The sequence below is a fragment of the Allochromatium palmeri genome, assembly GCF_009720725.1.
Lineage (GTDB): Bacteria > Pseudomonadota > Gammaproteobacteria > Chromatiales > Chromatiaceae > Thermochromatium > Thermochromatium palmeri.
On the sequence record NZ_WNKT01000062.1, the window covers coordinates 1 to 15,382 of the forward strand.

The window sequence follows — 15,382 nt, forward strand, 5'->3', positions numbered from 1 at the left end:
TGGAGGCCCTTGAGCCAGCGCGGCCACCGCCCGCACGCCGCGCGGGCGCGAAGCGGGGGCAAATTTAGAATTGCTGGTGAACAGGACGCCAAAGACCGCCGCCACGCGATCCGTGCCAAAATACTCGGCTACGGCGATGGGATAGGCCGCCGCCAGGACGCCGTAAACGATCCCGACGATACCCAGCCCCACCACCAGTGTCGACGCGGTTGGACTGAGCGCGCTCACACAAAAAGCGGCCGCCCCCAGCGTCGTGGCACCGGTCATGACCCAGCGTATCGGGAATCGGTCGGCGAGCCAGCCGGCGGCGATCCGACCAGCGCCATTGCCCAGGCTCACGGCGACCGGACCGAGCGCAATCAGCGTCATCGTTCCACCAGCCGTTTCGACGAGACCGGCCGCATGACCGATCATCAACAGTCCGGCGGACGCACCGAGCATGAAGCCCAGCCACAGTCGGGCAAAATGGCCTGACTCGCCGGTCCGTAGCGGCCAGGTGAAGCGGCCTGCAGCCGGCTTCAAGCCGACTCGGCCAGTATCACGCAGCAAGAGCGCGCCGATCAGTGCCGGTACCAACACACTGAAGGCGAGTGCAAACAGCGTGAGACGCAGACCGAAGCTCGCTAAGCCCCAGATCAGCCAGGGCGTGGTGATGGCGGCCCCCAAGGCATAGGCCGCCACGACGCAGCCCATCGCCAGTCCACGTCGCGCGCTGAAGGCCTGCCCGACGACCTGCAAAGCCAGCGCATAACCGAGTCCGTTCGCGGTGCCAAAGAGCAACCCGTAGCCGGCGATGACCATCGTCGGCGTCTGTGCGGCCCCGGCCAGCGCCAGACCCACGGCGGCCATGACCCCGCTCAATACGGCGACACGCGATGCCGTCAGCCGGGCCTGTACCCAGGGGGCGCTGAACATCGCGGCGACGAAACAAAAGGTGGCGGTCGAAAAGACCAGGCTCGTCTGATCGCGCGTCAGTCCGAGTGCGGCTTCATAAGGAGCGAGGAAGACACTCCAAGCGTAGAGCGTCCCCAATCCGCTATTGAGCAGCATCGCGGCGGTCAAGGTCCGCCAGGGTCTTTGCCGAGGTCTGCTCGATGAGTGCTCATCCATTCTGATCAAGGCGTGCGCTGCCCCCTCACATCAAAAGAGAAGACCAAGCGTAGCGATACCAAAGGGGGCCGGGTCGTAGCGGGTCTTGTCGATCAGTCTGCCATCGGCATCCTCAAGCCGTAGCTCGCCGGAAAACTCGACGCCGGCGATCAGACTCAGGCGCAACTGGCGGCCAAAGTGCCGAGTCGCCCCAAAATACACCGGCACGGCGGTCTCTTGGCCAACGCCCCCCGCTGCAACACCCTTGTCATCGAGCCTGAAGCGCGCTTTCTCGTAACGCGCACCGAGCAACAGCGACCAGTGCTCTAAGGGCTGCCAGTCCAACACGAGTCCCGGCCCCTCGGTGGCTGCAAAGCCACTGCCGGTGCGTAGCGCCAGGGTATCGGTGAGCTTCCAGTCAATCGCCAGGATCGGAAACCAATCGACCTCGCCTTCCAGCTCGGAGAAGAGGCCAAATCCCGGCCCAAGGCTGAGGCGATCATTCACCCGATAGCTCGCGGCGGCAATCAGGCCACTGATCTGACCGTCGCTGAGGTCGGCGCCCTCCTCGGCAAACCAGCGGATCGTCGGCATCGCGAAGAGATTCCAGCGCTCGTCCACTGTCCAGTTCAGGCTGCCGCTCAGTCGCAGTTCACGGACGTTCGACCAGGGCTTTAAGGCGCCAAAGCCCGTTTCACCGTCAAACCGATAGCGGCGCTCGCCATGGCCGGCGGCAAGACCAAGACGCAGATCCGGGGCCACCGCCTTATCAACGGCGAGACGCATCGACAGGGTATCCCGCTCCACCTGGCCGCCATCATCGATATCGGTCTGCCATCGATGCGCGGCACCGGTATCCAGACGCATGCGCCAGGAATCCATGTCGGGCTGCGCAAGGCTGGTTCCGCTCACCAGCAACACGCCCAGGATCAGTGATATGAATGATGATCGAAGCCGGCCCATGATGGTGATATCCAGTGTGAAAATTAAGGAAGAATCGGCGCTGAATCGCCGTATCATCGAGTGTAAGTCCCGCTACGACGGAGTCAATCTGCGGTAGAACGGTTTCGCCGCGCTGAACCATCCGACATCCCTTGAAAAAGTCCGGGCGCAACACGACCCCAAGCATTGGAGCGTCAAGAAACTCTATCGCCGCCTGGTCTCATGGTCTACCCGCGGCCTTCGTCGCTTAGAGCGGTACCTTCAAAACGACCTCCCGTTGCCGCCTTTCATGGCCCGTGAGTCACTGATCGGTGATGAGGTTTAGGTTCTATTCATCCGAGGGGGGCAATCGTCGTGGAGAATTCTTGTGGAATCGCCGTGCCTATGGGGAGTAAGTCGGCCGGCCCGGAATCCCTGACCTATGCGGACATGATGCGCACGCTCGCGGTAGCCGCCGGCCGGCGCCCGCCCTGGATCCTTCCAGTACCCGTCCTGTCGCCGCGACTCTCGTCCTACTGGCTGCGTTTCGTCACATCGGTTCCGACCAATATCGCTCGAGCCCTGATTGAGGGGCTGAGACACGATTTCGAGGCCGACGACGCCGCGCTCCGCGGCTTGGTGCCCCAGCGCCTACTGAGCTTCCGCGAGGCGGTCGAGGCGGCTTTCGCCATCGAGCGTCGTGGCTGTGTCGTCACCCGTTGGACCGAAGGAGTCTTCGCCGTGCGCGCGCATCACATCGACTATGCCTCTATGCCAAGCGGGCCTCCGGCAGCGCAGAAACCTCAGTGGAGCCGGCCGAGGTTTGGCGCCAGGTCGCGGCCATCGGCGGGGACAACCGCTACTACTACCTGAACGGTCTATGGGCGCTGCGGGAGTGGATGGACTGGGCGGTCGGCGGGCCGGGGCTGAGGCGCGGGCGTCGCCACCCGCAGGACGTCCGAGTGGGAGATCAGATCGATTACTGGACGGTGATCGGCGCCGAGCCGGAGCGGCGGCTCACGCTAGCCTTCGGGATGCGGGCGCCTGGGTCCGGGGTGCTGGAGTTCGAGCTGGAGCCGCGCCCGGGAGGCGGCTCGCGGTTGACCGCCACGGCCTACTGGCACCCGGCCGGGGTTTGGGGACTGCTGTATTGGTTCTCCCGCGCACCCGCGCATCGAGTGATATTCAGCGGGCTTACCCGCGAGATCTGCCGACGCGCCGAGGCCCGGACCCGCCGCCATTCGGCCGACACGCTGTAGCAACTGGGCGGATCGCCTCCTGATCGACCCGCAGTTCCGGATCCAGATGCGTCAAGTCGGATGGCCGGTCGATGTCATGCAGCGGTGGCAGCTCGGACCAACTCCAGCCAAGCGCCCGGAGTCGGGACCGGGTGATGTCGGCGACGCGGTCACTGCCCCAGGGGACGTCCCGGAACAGGGGCGCGGCGACTCGACGCAGACCCAGCAGCACATACCCGCCGTCGACGGCTGGGCCAATGACAGCCTCGTCGTCGTCCAATCGCTCAATCACCGTTCTTATGTGATCCTGGCTCAGTTCGGGACAGTCGGTGCCGAGCAGGATCACTTTTCCGGTACGGTCCAGCGCGGCGCGGGCGGCGAACTCCATGCGCGCGCCCAGATCACCAGACGGCTGCACGCGCAACTCCAGCGGCCAGCGCTGGGCCAGACCGACGAAGAACGGATGGCTGGGTTGCGACGTGATCCAGAGTTCGACCACGATCATTGGCAGCGCACACAGCCGCCGCAGAACCTCCTCGGTCAGGCGTCGATGAAGATCCGCGGCACCGACCGCACCAAGCGCCGGGATGAGTCGGGTCTTGACCTGGCCAGGGATTGGCGCGCGCGTGAAGACCAGCAGGCGTGCGTCGATCTGGGCGTCCATTCAGTCCATCAGGGCGCCGGAGCAGCTTGAGCCCTGCCCAGCGGTGCAGCCATAACAGTGGTCGGCGACCTGGATCGGACAGCCGTCCAGATGGTTCAGGTCCAAGTCTCGCAGGTGTAGGCGCGACGGCCCATTCAGCCGCAAGGGTAGCCCCAGCATCTGGTTGAAGTCGCAATCATAGACATAGCCCTGCCAGTCGATACTGATGAGGTCGCGGCACATCACCGTGGCGAGGTTTTCGTCGCGATGGGTCGCCTTGAGCAATGAGAGATAATCGTCAAACTGGCCGGTGGAGATCAGCAGACTGCCGAAGCGCTGGATCGGCATGTTGGCCAGCGTAAACAGCCGATCAAAGACGATGCCGTGATCGGCGCGGAGTCGTTCCTTGTAGTCATGCTCCAGCGTGCATTGGGGCGGCGGCAGGACCGGTCCCTGCGGATTGTAGATCAGGTTCAGGATGCGCCCCGTGTCACTGCGGCCATAGCCCAGGTCGTTGAGCCGCTTGAGCCCCTGGATACTGTCGGCATAGACGCCCTTGCCCCGCTGTCGGTCGACATTCTCTTCCAGGTAACAGGGGAGTGAAGCGATGATCTCGACCTGCTGCTCGGCTAAAAAGGCCGCCAGATCGGACTGCTCGGCCTCCAGCAGGATGGTCAGATTACACCGATCGATGACGTGCACACCGAGGCTGCGGGCGCGGCGAACCAAGTCCCGGAAGTACGGATTAAGCTCGGGGGCGCCCCCGGTCAGATCCAGGGTCTCGATCCGACCTGTCTTGAGCACGGCGATGACCGTATCGACGGTTTCCCGATCCATCTGCTCGGTGCGCTTTGGCCCCGCAGCGACATGGCAATGGATGCAGGATAGGTTGCAGCGGTAGCCCAGGTTGACCTGGAGGGTCTTGACGGGACCGCGGCGGACGCTGGGAAAATCGCTGTCGATCAGGTATGGGAGTGTCTGGTGCATGACGGGTGAGGGCGTTTCAGCAGAGACATTGGGCGCGCACCCGCTCGATCAGCGGCTGAAGCCCAACGCAGGCACGGAGCGTCTCGGCCGCGACACAGACCTCGGGCCGGCCTCCGTGGTGACGGAGAACGGCCGGCAAGGCGATGTCGAGCTCCGGAAAGCGAGCGCGAAACTGATCGCGGTGCATGATTTCGACATCCTGGTCGAGGCTCTCAAGGAAGGCGCGCCATTCGCAGCGCTCGCTGATCCAGCCATGAGTGATCTTGCACAAAGCGCATTCATAGCTGCTCGGGGCGAAGATTTTATGCGCCGCGTCGGCCATGGTATTGAATAGACCGCCGTCGGCGTTGTAGACGAAAATCAGGGTTGGGCGGTCTGTCATCGCTGGGCCTCGGTCTGGATGGAATGGTCTGAGACCAGCGGCAGTAAAAAGAGCCGTAGCGGACGCTGCCAGCCGTCGTCCCCAAACTGCCCGATACCGAAACGGATCGCGTGCTGATCGGCACGGCTTCGAAAGGACCGAAACACGCGGTCCCAGACGGAGAAGATGGTGCCGTAGTTGGAATCGGTTTCGTTGCGTTGCTCCGAGTGGTGGACGCGGTGCATCGACGGCGGCACGAGCAGCACCCCAAAGATCCGATCGAGACGCGTCGGCACGGACACATTGCTGTGATGGAAGAGAATCACGGCGACCATGACGGCCTTGTAGACGACGAAGGCATGGAGTGTCATGCCGAGCATGGCCAGCACCGCGCCATTGGCCAGACTGGAGAGCAGGATCTCGCCTGGATGGAAGCGCAGGGCCGTGGTTGTATCCATGGCGGTGTCGGTATGGTGTACCCGATGCAGCCGCCATAGCCAGGCGACCCTGTGGTTTGCCCGATGCCAAAGGTACATCCACAGATCGAACAGGACGAGAACCGTCACGATCCCCGGCCAGCCCTCGAGGCCGAGCCAGTGGCGCAGGCCCCACCCATGCCCATCGGCAACCGTCATCGACAACACCAACAGGGGTGTCATCGCCGCACCGACCAGACCGCTCACCAAGGCGAGACTCAGATTGCGTGCACCATGTCGCAGGCGGTGCCGCCGACCGGTGTCGAATGGCCGCCGGCCTTCGAGTAGAAAGAGGATGGCCAAGACGATCAGCCCGACCCAGGTGTCCAACGTCATTTGGATCCCCCGGCAGGCGGCGCCGGCCGGCAACCTTCATACTCGGCCGCCAACCGCCATGGCGAGGCGCCGAGAAGGAACCGGGTGATCGCGAGGCCATTGGCCAGCTGCTGACGCACGATCCCATTGGTCTGGTAGCGCACCGACGAGGTCGTCACAGCCAGCAGCAGCTTGCTGATTCGCCCGACCCGGCGCACGCGCCGGGCCAGTTCCACGTCCTCATACAGCGGCCAGTCCGGCAGACCGCCGACGGCGTCCAGCACAGATCGACGCACGACCATCGCCTGGTCGCCGAAGGTGGTCCAGACGGAGTCGAAGCCTGAGAACCAGCCATAGGTGGCGAGCAGCCAATGGGGTCGGTCGAAGCGGAGTCTGAAGCAGGTCATGGCAATGCGCGGATCGGCGAAGGCGGACTCGATCGCCGATGCGGCACCCGGGGGCAAGTCAGTGTCGTCGTGCAGTAACATCAAGAGCTCACCTGTGGCGGCGAGCACCCCGCGATTGATCTGGGTTCCGCGACCGCGCGGCCCGCGCAGCCGTGACACCCCGGCCGGGAGGGCGGGCGATGCCGGGTCGGTCTCGAGGTCGTCGGGCTCCACGATGAAGACCTCGGCCTGGGGAAATGCTTTCGCGATCGACGGCAGGCGCGCCCGGAGATCGTCGCCGAGGCGTCGGGTGGGGATAACGATCGACAGGCGAGGCATCATATCGGCTCAGCCGCGAGCCACCGGCCGCTTGCATGTGAATCCTACATCCACACCCGGCAAGACCCCGTTGATCCAAGCCGCCGCGTCCGATGAAGTACGGCGATTGCCGTGGCCACGGCATCGACTGTACCGTAGCGACCGAGCGCCTCTTGTGTGGCGACAGGTACGGGCTCTATCCGAGCGGTGACACCGTTTGGTCGCGTCAGCCCAGGCGCGCGCTTGCTTGATCTTGTCGTACAGGAAGAGAAACTCGCCACAGCGATTGGGCCTCATTCGATGGTTAGAACGATTCGTTGTAACGCTTCATCGGCGGTCGCCTTCGTTGTTTCCTTGTAGGGTGCGTTCTTGGCAAGATATCGGTCTATTTTCTGAAAAGCCAATGACACGGATGGAGTCCTTGATCGAGCGCAACAGTTCGGTCGAAACGTCGTTCCATAAGAAACAGCTTGAGCGCCTGATTCAAGCGATCTTCTGTGCTCATCAAGCCCCCTATGGGTTTTGCCTTGCACCCGACTCGGCCGTCGATTCGTTCAACGTGTGCACGAACACGCGACGATCAGCCTCTTTCAGACCTTGCGCCTGGTCGACGACGCTGCGATGGTGGGTGAATAGAATTACCTGCGTCGTTCCCTGATGCATGTGATGGGGTTGGATCTGCCGATTCCGGATCACACGCACCTGTCGCGCCGGGTGAGGACGTTGGCGGTTCAAATCCCCCGCCAGGAGCGCACGGAGCCGATCCATGTGGTGGTGGACTCGACCGGACTGAAGGTGTTTGGCGAGGGGGAATGGAAGGTGCGCCAACACGGCGCCGGGAAGCGGCGCACCTGGCTCAAGGTTCATCTGGCGGTCGATGCGCACGCCAAGGACGTCATTGGCGTAGAGGTCACGACGCCCGCTTGGACGGATGGCGAGGTCTTTGGGGATCTCGTGGATCAAGTCGACGGGGTCATTGAACAGATCGATGCCGATGGGGCTTACGATACCCGCGAGGCCTATGAGGTGGCGGCACAACACCAGGCGACGTTGGTCGTCCCGCCCCGAGAAAACGCGGTGGCCTGGGACGCCGATCACCCGCGTACGCAAGCACTCGCCGCGATTCAGGAGAAGGGACTGTCGCAGTGGAAGAAAGACACGGGCTACCACCATCGCAGTCTCGCCGAAAACGCCATGTACCGCCTCAAGCAACTCTTCGGGGAAGGAGTAGACTCACGCCTTTTCGACTCCCAGGTGAACGAGGTCCAGGCGCAAATCGCGGCCATGAACAGGATGACCTACCTGGGGATGCCGGTGTCGGTCCGGGTTGGGGTCGCTGTGTCCTGAGAAAATGGGGAAAGGGGAATCCTGCCCTTCTGTTTCTTTATGCACCAATGCCTCAGGGAACGGCCAAACCCTTCCAGCGAACGATACGGCAGGTGGAACACTTGCTTCAATACCAACAACGTCTGGATGGACCAGTCCGAGTAGCGCCACGGCGCACCGCGTTTGCCCGTTGGCGCCGGCATCCAGCGCTGGGTGATCGCTTCCTGGTTAAACCAGAAGGTGATGTCTCCGCGCGCCACCAGTGCCCGGTCGTACTCTGGCCAGTTGGTGATCCGATAGGTCGCCTTCTTGGTGGCTGGGGCTTCGCTGGTCTGGTCCGTGGATGGCATATCTGTGGCTTGCTGAAAGGTAAAACGATGGTCAGCTTAGCAGGGATCGGCGGATTTATGCACCAACGCCCCACGGGTGCCATCGTCTGAGCTCACGCAAGCTCGCTGCGCTGACCGCCGTGCACAACTTCTACATCCGCCGTGCGGATCAGACCACCGCCGCTGAGCGTTTCTTTGGCCGCGCGCCGCCGCCCTTGTTCGAGCAGCTGCTTGAGCGGGTGCCTCTGCCACCACGGCCACGCCAACGACGAGCGCGTGCGGCGAAGGTCTCTTACCTGACGCCAATGGCCGCGTGAGCGGGGTGGACGAGGTTATGATCAAGGCCGCAGCCGGTAACCGTTACGGTTGAGTACCAGGGCCATCGTGCTGGGCGCGGGCAGAGCCTCCTCGGCGACGCCCTGTTGGCGTAGCTGCTTCAGTGCCTCGGCCGCCGTCAAGCGCGTGTAGCACAACGGGGTGCGAAACGTCGGATCTTGTTGGGACTGTGAGTCCACCAATTTCCACAACAGGGCCGCCGCCTCCGGATGCTTGTCCTCCGTAGCCGTTCATAGACCTGGCATTGGAGTCGGCAGCGGAGTTGCCGCGCGACCGGCACGGCGCTCAGCGATCACACCGGCCAGATAGTGCCAAGGCGCATGACCGCGTTTGCGACAGGTTTCGATCACGCTGGCCAGCAAGGTGAAGGTGCGTGACCCGGCCTCGCAGCGCGTGCCCATCATGATGCGTCGCGCGATCACCCAATGGCGCAGCGCGCGCTCGGCGTCGTTGTTGGTGATCGGCCACTGGGGATTGTCCAGCACCCGAAAGATGGCGTCCCAGTCGTTCCAGAGCTCCACGGCCAAGGCGCGCGTCTTGGCGTGGCGGTGCCCGAGCCGACGCACGCACGCGGCATGCAGCTCGGCCAGCAACTTGGCGTGGATGTGCCGCAGATCGACCGGCGGCCCCTCGCGCGCGGCATGGATGGCGCCCATCAGGGTCTCGAAGGCGCTTTGGACCTGACGCCCGAAGGCTTGGGCATCGTGATCGTAGCTGTCGATCAACCCCTGCGCCTTGCGCGTGAGGTGCGCCCAGCAGCGCAGCCGTTGGGGCAGATGGCGATACACCTGCCAGCCATCGCTCATCAACCAGCCGGCGAACCCCGGCAGGATGCGATCGAGGACCTCGCGCCCCCGGCTGGCGACCACGAACAGGGTGACGGTGGCACTGGTGAAGACCCACAGCCACAGCAACTCGGCGCCTTGCGGCCAAGAGGTCTCATCGGCATGCAGCAGGTTGCTGTCCACCACCGCTTTGATCAATTCCTTCTCCAGCGGTGCCGCCGCCGCGGCGGCCTCGCGCAGGGTGCGATCCAGGGTGCCGACACCTAGCGTCAACCCGAGCCAGTCGTGGAGAAACTCCCGCATCCGCCGCCGCGACATCCGAAAGCGCAGATGCAGCGCCACGATCAAGGTCGCCAGTCCCGGCCCGACCAGACGCCATTCGCTCAAGGCCACCGGTTCCAAGGTCGGATCCTCGACCAGCCCTTCGCCGGGGCGTGCGCGCGTGTGATGACCGCAGCAACAGGCGCTGTCATAAAAACGATGGTCGGTGACCTGCAAGCGCAGGCCCGGTTGCGCGGGATCGCCCCACACCAGATCGATCGACTGGAAGCCGGCGTAGGCGACACTGGGCGCGTCTCCCGGCAGCGCCTCGGCGCAGGCCTCGCAGACGCCGGGATGATGGTGGCGCGTCTCCTGCGCCTGCAGAACCTGGGTGCGCCCGAAGCCGGGCGCGCCAGGTTGCTTGCCGGGTTTGCGTTTGGGTTTGGGCGGCTTGGTGCCGGTCGAATCGCGCTCGGAGGCGTGCGCATCGGGGGTTCCGGGCGGATCCTCCGGGGAGGTGCTCGCGTCGTCCTCGTCCTCGTCCGCTGCCGCGTCGTCCTCCGCTTCGTCCGGCGCCTTCTCATCTCCCGCCGAGGGACGCTCCCAGGGCGCACGGCTGCTGGGCGGGCGAGAACTGTTGGTCGGATTCTGCCGCAACCGTTCGCGCGCTTCCTTGAGATCATCCAACAGTCGCAGCGACAGACCACGCAGCCGTCCCTCGTCCAAAGTCAGGACGTAGGCTTCATCAAGCTGGCTGAGGCTGTGGTCGCTGAGATGCATCGGTCAGGTGCGCGGTTTCATCGGGCGGCGAAGATGGGCTCATCCTGGTCTGGTTGGGTGGCTGCGGTCAAGGGGGTCTATGTACGGCTACTGTCCTCCCACAACGGTTGGCCACAGCACAACTCCTGCGCCCCCAGGCATTCGATTCCTGTGCGCTGTTCATGCAGGCCCAGTTCGACCGTCCGGCGCCCCCAACCGAACACGCGTTCGGCTTGCCGAGCCCGACCAGCGCCGTATTTCAGCGTCATCTCGGCTTGAAACGCCCGACGCTTGGACCCCGTCAGTTTGGAGCTGGCCAGCTGTAAATCTTCGATGTGCGTGGCGGTCAACGTCGGCACGCTCGGTTCGGTTAGACTCGGCATCGGGAGTTCCTCATTTGTGTCAGATCAGCCGCCTACAGCTTAGCCCAACAGGTAAACTTTTATTCGGAAATCGCCTTAAGTGCGGCGTCCCGTCAGGATCAAGGCTTCGTCCAACAACGGGAAGTAGCCGAGCTGCTGCCGAGATTTGAGCAGGACGAGAAACGTCAACCGCGCCTCATCGCCCAGGCACTCCCGACCCATCAGCTCGGTTTCCTCAACCGTCGGACCAAAGCGGGCATCGAGCTCCTGGTCGCTGAGTACTTGGGGGAAGCGTGGATAGGCGGTGCGCTCGATTGAGGCCATGGGCGCTTGAGTCCTTTGGTCGGGGGGTACGGAAATCCCCAGCACAATCGGCCAATTTGAGCCTCGCGTTTTCAGGGGCTTACGCGAAAGCCTCAGAGGGCACCAAAAACAACTGTTTTTCGTATAAGCTCAGACCCATGAGCAAGCAGGTGGCCATCTATGCGTGCGTCTCGACCGGGGAGCAGACACCGGACAATCAGCTCCAAGCGTTGAGAGCCGTCGCCGATCGCATGCATTGGCACATCGCCGCCGAGTACATCGACCACGGCCTCAGTGGTGCGAAGGGACGAGATCGGAGACCGGGATACGACCGGCTCTACGAGGCCATCGTCCGGCGGGAGATCGACCTGGTGATGGCGTGGTCGGTCGATAGGCTGGGGCGGTCGTTGCAGCAACTTGTGGCGCTGTTGTCGGATCTACAGACCAAAGGTGTCGATCTGTACTTACACTAACAAGGGATCGACACCACAACCGCCACCGGCCAGGCGATGTTCCAGATGTGCGGCGTGTTTGCCGAGTTCGAGCGGGCCATGATTCGCGAGCGGGTGCGTGCCGGACTCCAGCGTGCGCGGGCACAGGGCAAACCCCTTGGGCGACCGCGTACGTCCAAGGTCGTCGAGGCCAGGATCCGAGCCGAACGCCGTCAGGGCAAGGGCATCAAGCGGATCGCCCGTGAGCTGGGCATCGGTGTCAGTACCGTGCAGCGTGTCGTGCATGGACCAGCTCCGAATCCGGAACCTTGACGAACTCACCTGAAGCGGTAACAACCACGAGTACACCCATGACGACCACGATCACATTTGACTTCGATGTATCCGCCTTCGGCGCGTTGCGTTTGGCGCCCAGCGAATTCGCCCGCGAGATGCGCGTTGCCGCAGCGGTTCAGTGGTACGCCCAAGGCATCGTCTCGCAGGGAAAGGCCGCCGAGCTGGCCAACCTGACCCGAGCCGAGTTCCTGCAAGAACTCCACCATCGCAAGATCCCGGCTTGCCAAGTCACGGCTGATGAGCTGGCCGACGAAATCCATGGCGACTAAACGCTGGGTCGTCAATGCCTCGCCGTTGATCTTGCTCGGCAAGGTCGAGCAGGTGCAGCTGCTCGGCGCCTTGGCGAGCGATATCGCGGTACCCAGAGCGGTGATTCGAGAGGTCAGTGCCAAATCGGACGGCCGGCGCACGGTTCAGGCGTTGATGTCGCTGGCGTGCGCGAGCGTCGTGGACGACGAAGATCCACCGGCGAACATCCTGAGCTGGGATCTAGGGCCTGGCGAAACCCAAGTCATCAGCCAGGCCGTCATGCATGGCACCGACCGCGTTGTCATCGACGACCTGGAAGCCAGGCGCTGTGCAAAGGCCATGGGACTCGCGATCATCGGCACCCTTGGCGTTGTGGGGCGAGCGAAGGCAGCGGGCCTAATCGATCGCGCTGCGCCGATTGTCCAGCAACTACCGACGGGAAACTGGACTCTACGTCTCCGATGACATCGTCCAGCGACTCCTGCGCAAGGTTGGGGAGTAGCGCGTCGACGACCGAGATTGTAGAAATTTGCACGTATCCTGACCAGACCCGTATTACAGTTCAGCCAGCTTGGCCAAGGGGCGCTCAGCAACGGGTGAGTGCAAGCGGCGCCCCTGAGAAAGGGGCGTTTGGGCTGTCAGTCCTGATAAGCTGATCTGCATCTATCCTGACAGCGAGTGCATCGAATGAACTATTCTCAGATCCTCGAAGTGCTAAACAAGGCGTCCCTGTTCGAACTCTATCGCCTCCAGCAAGCCATTCACCGCCGCTTGGAAGATCCTGCAAGACTCAGGCAGATCAAGCATTCGTTGAGGGTGGGGCAGGATATCGAGTACTTCGAGGCAGAGCAGAATCGGCTGATCGAGGCGAGCATCGTCGAGCTGAAACGCACGAAGGTTTTGGTCAGAAATCACCACGACGGCAAGCTTTGGAACATCCCCTTCTACTTCATCAACCTTGATCGCGCTGATGTTGCGATCTCGAACCCCTCGGGGAAACTCGACCGAAACAGCCTCAAGATCGGCGACAGGGTGGTGTTCAAGGACCGCAAGGGCAATGAGTTTTTCGGAGAGGTGATCAAACTGAATCCGAAGACAGCTGGTGTGCTGGTTGGTACGACACGATGGAAGGTCGGTTACAGCCTATTGTCCTCAATTATCGAAGGCGAGGCTGGCAAGCAGAGCGCGATCGAGGGTCAGCTGATCCAAGGGCGGCTTCCTGGACACGAGTAGGGTCAGGCTCGGGAACATGTAAATTTTTCTCACTGTGCGGCTCCACTCAGCGCCCGTCGCCTGGATTGGCCGGTGATGAGCGCTGCGCCGCCCACCACTGCGCCATCCCGCCTTCGAGCGCCGAGAGCTGCCGCAGATAGCGCTTGATCATGCGCACGTCCTTCCAGCCGCCCGCTTGCAGGATCGCCGCCGTCTCCACACCCAGCGCCGCCATGTCCTGAGCCGCGCCCACGCGCAAGGAATGCCCCGACCAGTCGGCGGCCTGGGCACGCCACTGCGCGGAGCGCTCGGACTCGGGCGTCTCGGGCGGGATCACCAGCTCTCCACGCGACTCGGCCAGCCGCCCCACGGCCTCCTTGAGGATGTCGTTGACGGCGGACACCCCGAGCCGTTGCCCGTGGGACCGACCCAACAACCGCGCCTGACCATTGCGCTGCATTCGGGTGAACAGCGGCCCGTCCTCCAGCCCCGACCGCTCCAGCCAGCCGCGCACCAGAGCGGTGGCGGGCGGACTCAGATAGCGCACGTCCACGCGCGCCTCCAGGTCGGTCTTGGTCGGACGCAAGGCCACGGTCGCCACGCCCTCATCGAGCCAATCCAGGTCTTCGACATCGAGGGCCACGAGTTCAGCGCGGCGCGCAAGCGTGTTGTGCCCGACGGCCAGCAATGCCCGATCCCGCCACCCGGCGAGCGTGTCGGGCAGGAGCGGCACAATGGCCGTGATCTGGCTCCAGCGCAGTGGCGCGGCCTGTCCGGCGCCACCGCTGCCGCGTGCCTGAGCCTTGACGGTGTTCGTCACCAGCGGATGCTTGGTCGGATCGGGAAGCTCCAGCAGGCGATGCAGGGTGGCGAGCGTGCTCAGATAGCGCCGCAGCGTCGTCAGGCGCCGGGGTCGACCATCGGCCGTGCCTGCACCGGTGGTCTGATCGCGGATGAAATGGGCCAGCAGTTCGGGGGCGACCGGCAGGGTAACGCGCGCATGTCGCTCAGGGATATGCCGTGCGGCCGGTCCCAGACACCAGTCGCGGAACACGCCCCAGTCGGCGGACCAGGCGTGGCGGGTGTTGGGCGCGGCAGCGGCCAGGGCGCTGGCGATCAGCGGCGATGGAGCCTGCATCCAGCCGTCAGCGGCAAACAACGGCTCGACCAGACTGGCCGGCAGGCGTGTGGGCGGAGTCGCCAATCCGGCCATCGCGCCGGCGTCAAGGCGTTCAAGCGGCCCGCTGTAACCGCAGATCGACATGGATGTCCTCGAATGGGCAGATGACGCCACCATTGGGCGTGCGCTCAATCACACCCAACTCCGCGAGCAGGGTCACATCCTCATGGACACGCTTGACATCCCGACCGAGACGTCGCGACAACTCGCGCACGCTCAAGGCTCCGGCTCCCAAGAGGGTCTGAATCACGGCCCAACGTCGTTCCGTCAACCGCCCAAAAAACGCCGCCGGGGTCTCGAAGTTCAGTGTCTCACCCTGATAATGCGCCGCTTGGGCGCGGTGTCCCGCCGCACGCAGCGCGGAACGCCAATCCGGTTGGAGCGTAATTGTCAGTGTTCGCGCCGCCATCGCTCGACCTCCCCGATGAAATCCTCGATTAACCGGTCGACATCCACGAAGGTATAGGGCTGCTCGTCCCCCTCACAGTGCCGGTGATCGCCCTTGCCGCGCTCGTTATCGAAGCCGATGACACGCCGACCATCCACGATGAACACCAGTCGATACTTGAACGGGTGACGACACGGCGGAACCGCTTCCGGCAACCGCCACACCACAAACTCGATCAGCACCCCGTCGGGTGTGACATCTTTTTGGACTTTGGACAAAAACACGCTCCTTCCCAGTGCCCAGTAGGCCTTCTTGAAACTTTTCGTGGTATGCATCCGATCAAGCCGTCGCGGTGAGCCTCGGTTGGCGC

19 protein-coding genes and 2 pseudogenes are annotated in these 15,382 nt (G+C 63.6%); 7 read left to right on the top strand and 14 right to left on the bottom strand.

The features are described 5' to 3' along the window. Together GJ668_RS18175 and GJ668_RS18180 are read right to left on the bottom strand one after the other, a co-directional pair. A partial coding sequence (locus GJ668_RS18175) for an MFS transporter (RefSeq protein WP_186343193.1) occupies nucleotides 1-1,050 on the bottom strand: 1,050 nt, incomplete at its 3' end. A gap of 90 nt (nucleotides 1,051-1,140) precedes the next feature. Next, complete coding sequence (locus tag GJ668_RS18180; RefSeq protein WP_246194981.1) at nucleotides 1,141-1,956, bottom strand: TonB-dependent receptor; 816 nt, start codon at nucleotides 1,954-1,956, stop codon at nucleotides 1,141-1,143. A 471-nt stretch (nucleotides 1,957-2,427) separates the two neighbouring features. Here GJ668_RS18180 and GJ668_RS18185 point away from each other — a divergent pair. Continuing rightward, nucleotides 2,428-3,269 (top strand): annotated as a pseudogene (locus GJ668_RS18185) (DUF2867 domain-containing protein); the annotation flags it as partial. Here GJ668_RS18185 and GJ668_RS18190 read toward each other — a convergent pair. From GJ668_RS18190 to GJ668_RS18210, 5 genes are read right to left on the bottom strand one after another with little or no spacing between them, the layout of a single operon-like run. Then, nucleotides 3,205-3,912, bottom strand: a complete 708-nt coding sequence (locus GJ668_RS18190; RefSeq protein ID WP_155451531.1) for a TIGR04282 family arsenosugar biosynthesis glycosyltransferase — start codon at nucleotides 3,910-3,912, stop codon at nucleotides 3,205-3,207. The pseudogene GJ668_RS18185 and the gene GJ668_RS18190 overlap by 65 nt on opposite strands. Next, a complete protein-coding gene (arsS, locus tag GJ668_RS18195; RefSeq protein WP_155451532.1) occupies nucleotides 3,913-4,878 on the bottom strand; it encodes an arsenosugar biosynthesis radical SAM (seleno)protein ArsS in 966 nt (321 codons plus the stop codon). It lies immediately after the preceding gene. A gap of 16 nt (nucleotides 4,879-4,894) precedes the next feature. Next, nucleotides 4,895-5,260, bottom strand: coding sequence for a hypothetical protein (locus GJ668_RS18200; protein ID WP_155451533.1), 366 nt, complete (start codon nucleotides 5,258-5,260; stop codon nucleotides 4,895-4,897). Continuing rightward, complete coding sequence (locus GJ668_RS18205; protein ID WP_155451534.1) at nucleotides 5,257-6,051, bottom strand: sterol desaturase family protein; 795 nt, start codon at nucleotides 6,049-6,051, stop codon at nucleotides 5,257-5,259. Before GJ668_RS18205 ends, GJ668_RS18200 begins: the two co-directional genes overlap by 4 nt. Continuing rightward, on the bottom strand, nucleotides 6,048-6,758 hold the full coding sequence (locus tag GJ668_RS18210) for a glycosyltransferase (protein ID WP_246194982.1): 711 nt from the start codon (nucleotides 6,756-6,758) through the stop codon (nucleotides 6,048-6,050). Before GJ668_RS18210 ends, GJ668_RS18205 begins: the two co-directional genes overlap by 4 nt. Nucleotides 6,759-7,391: 633 nt before the next feature. On the opposite strand from GJ668_RS18210, the gene GJ668_RS18215 reads away from it, so the two are divergent. Next, complete coding sequence (locus GJ668_RS18215) at nucleotides 7,392-8,081, top strand: IS5 family transposase (protein WP_155451535.1); 690 nt, start codon at nucleotides 7,392-7,394, stop codon at nucleotides 8,079-8,081. Here GJ668_RS18215 and GJ668_RS18220 read toward each other — a convergent pair. Then, nucleotides 8,033-8,410: a transposase gene (locus GJ668_RS18220; RefSeq protein ID WP_155451536.1), complete on the bottom strand. Its 378-nt coding sequence runs from the start codon at nucleotides 8,408-8,410 to the stop codon at nucleotides 8,033-8,035. The genes GJ668_RS18215 and GJ668_RS18220 overlap by 49 nt on opposite strands. A gap of 53 nt (nucleotides 8,411-8,463) precedes the next feature. Here GJ668_RS18220 and GJ668_RS20375 point away from each other — a divergent pair, with 53 nt between their 5' ends. Continuing rightward, complete coding sequence (locus tag GJ668_RS20375; protein ID WP_343032245.1) at nucleotides 8,464-8,706, top strand: DUF6399 domain-containing protein; 243 nt, start codon at nucleotides 8,464-8,466, stop codon at nucleotides 8,704-8,706. Between the two features lie 21 nt (nucleotides 8,707-8,727). On the opposite strand, the gene GJ668_RS18225 is transcribed toward GJ668_RS20375, so the two are convergent. From GJ668_RS18225 to GJ668_RS18235, 3 genes are all read right to left on the bottom strand, one after another. Next, the gene (locus tag GJ668_RS18225; protein ID WP_186343195.1) at nucleotides 8,728-8,904 is read right to left on the bottom strand and encodes an ISAzo13-like element transposase-related protein; all 177 of its coding nucleotides are present in this window, start codon (nucleotides 8,902-8,904) and stop codon (nucleotides 8,728-8,730) included. A 51-nt stretch (nucleotides 8,905-8,955) separates the two neighbouring features. Continuing rightward, on the bottom strand, nucleotides 8,956-10,551 hold the full coding sequence (gene tnpC, locus GJ668_RS18230; RefSeq protein ID WP_155451538.1) for an IS66 family transposase: 1,596 nt from the start codon (nucleotides 10,549-10,551) through the stop codon (nucleotides 8,956-8,958). Between the two features lie 437 nt (nucleotides 10,552-10,988). Next, on the bottom strand, nucleotides 10,989-11,216 hold the full coding sequence (locus GJ668_RS18235; protein ID WP_155451539.1) for a DUF4158 domain-containing protein: 228 nt from the start codon (nucleotides 11,214-11,216) through the stop codon (nucleotides 10,989-10,991). A gap of 137 nt (nucleotides 11,217-11,353) precedes the next feature. On the opposite strand from GJ668_RS18235, the pseudogene GJ668_RS20750 reads away from it, so the two are divergent. The 4 genes and pseudogenes from GJ668_RS20750 (at nucleotide 11,354) to GJ668_RS18255 (ending at nucleotide 13,465) form a co-directional block, all read left to right on the top strand. Next, nucleotides 11,354-11,959, top strand: a pseudogene (locus GJ668_RS20750) (recombinase family protein). A gap of 38 nt (nucleotides 11,960-11,997) precedes the next feature. Then, complete coding sequence (locus GJ668_RS18245) at nucleotides 11,998-12,252, top strand: UPF0175 family protein (RefSeq protein ID WP_155451540.1); 255 nt, start codon at nucleotides 11,998-12,000, stop codon at nucleotides 12,250-12,252. Continuing rightward, nucleotides 12,242-12,697, top strand: coding sequence for a PIN domain-containing protein (locus GJ668_RS18250; RefSeq protein WP_186343196.1), 456 nt, complete (start codon nucleotides 12,242-12,244; stop codon nucleotides 12,695-12,697). Before GJ668_RS18245 ends, GJ668_RS18250 begins: the two co-directional genes overlap by 11 nt. Nucleotides 12,698-12,919: 222 nt before the next feature. Continuing rightward, nucleotides 12,920-13,465: a hypothetical protein gene (locus GJ668_RS18255; protein ID WP_155451542.1), complete on the top strand. Its 546-nt coding sequence runs from the start codon at nucleotides 12,920-12,922 to the stop codon at nucleotides 13,463-13,465. 46 nt (nucleotides 13,466-13,511) lie between these two features. Here GJ668_RS18255 and GJ668_RS18260 read toward each other — a convergent pair whose 3' ends face one another. Genes GJ668_RS18260 through GJ668_RS18270 form a run of 3 tightly spaced genes read right to left on the bottom strand, consistent with a single transcriptional unit; the run spans nucleotide 13,512 to nucleotide 15,290 of the window. Continuing rightward, on the bottom strand, nucleotides 13,512-14,708 hold the full coding sequence (locus tag GJ668_RS18260; RefSeq protein ID WP_246194983.1) for a tyrosine-type recombinase/integrase: 1,197 nt from the start codon (nucleotides 14,706-14,708) through the stop codon (nucleotides 13,512-13,514). Beyond that, nucleotides 14,677-15,033 carry an HVO_A0114 family putative DNA-binding protein gene (locus tag GJ668_RS18265; RefSeq protein WP_155451543.1) on the bottom strand — a complete coding sequence of 119 codons (357 nt, stop codon included), beginning with the start codon at nucleotides 15,031-15,033 and terminating at the stop codon, nucleotides 14,677-14,679. The genes GJ668_RS18260 and GJ668_RS18265 overlap by 32 nt, the downstream gene beginning before the upstream one ends. Then, nucleotides 15,015-15,290, bottom strand: coding sequence for a toxin-antitoxin system TumE family protein (locus tag GJ668_RS18270; RefSeq protein WP_155451544.1), 276 nt, complete (start codon nucleotides 15,288-15,290; stop codon nucleotides 15,015-15,017). Before GJ668_RS18270 ends, GJ668_RS18265 begins: the two co-directional genes overlap by 19 nt. Nucleotides 15,291-15,382: the final 92 nt, after the last annotated feature.

Excerpts from the sequence above, each read along its gene's own strand:
- GJ668_RS18260 (WP_246194983.1), bottom strand. The coding sequence starts at position 14,708 with ATGTCGATCTGCGGTTACAGCGGGCCGCTTGAACGCCTTGACGCCGGC.
- GJ668_RS18210 (WP_246194982.1), bottom strand. The coding sequence starts at position 6,758 with ATGATGCCTCGCCTGTCGATCGTTATCCCCACCCGACGCCTCGGCGAC.
- GJ668_RS18250 (WP_186343196.1), top strand. The coding sequence starts at position 12,242 with ATGGCGACTAAACGCTGGGTCGTCAATGCCTCGCCGTTGATCTTGCTC.
- GJ668_RS18200 (WP_155451533.1), bottom strand. The coding sequence starts at position 5,260 with ATGACAGACCGCCCAACCCTGATTTTCGTCTACAACGCCGACGGCGGT.
- GJ668_RS18190 (WP_155451531.1), bottom strand. The coding sequence starts at position 3,912 with ATGGACGCCCAGATCGACGCACGCCTGCTGGTCTTCACGCGCGCGCCA.
- GJ668_RS18255 (WP_155451542.1), top strand. The coding sequence starts at position 12,920 with ATGAACTATTCTCAGATCCTCGAAGTGCTAAACAAGGCGTCCCTGTTC.
- GJ668_RS18205 (WP_155451534.1), bottom strand. The coding sequence starts at position 6,051 with ATGACGTTGGACACCTGGGTCGGGCTGATCGTCTTGGCCATCCTCTTT.
- arsS (WP_155451532.1), bottom strand. The coding sequence starts at position 4,878 with ATGCACCAGACACTCCCATACCTGATCGACAGCGATTTTCCCAGCGTC.
- GJ668_RS18180 (WP_246194981.1), bottom strand. The coding sequence starts at position 1,956 with ATGCGTCTGGATACCGGTGCCGCGCATCGATGGCAGACCGATATCGAT.
- GJ668_RS18265 (WP_155451543.1), bottom strand. The coding sequence starts at position 15,033 with ATGGCGGCGCGAACACTGACAATTACGCTCCAACCGGATTGGCGTTCC.
- GJ668_RS18220 (WP_155451536.1), bottom strand. The coding sequence starts at position 8,410 with ATGCCATCCACGGACCAGACCAGCGAAGCCCCAGCCACCAAGAAGGCG.
- GJ668_RS18235 (WP_155451539.1), bottom strand. The coding sequence starts at position 11,216 with ATGGCCTCAATCGAGCGCACCGCCTATCCACGCTTCCCCCAAGTACTC.
- GJ668_RS18215 (WP_155451535.1), top strand. The coding sequence starts at position 7,392 with ATGCATGTGATGGGGTTGGATCTGCCGATTCCGGATCACACGCACCTG.
- tnpC (WP_155451538.1), bottom strand. The coding sequence starts at position 10,551 with ATGCATCTCAGCGACCACAGCCTCAGCCAGCTTGATGAAGCCTACGTC.
- GJ668_RS18245 (WP_155451540.1), top strand. The coding sequence starts at position 11,998 with ATGACGACCACGATCACATTTGACTTCGATGTATCCGCCTTCGGCGCG.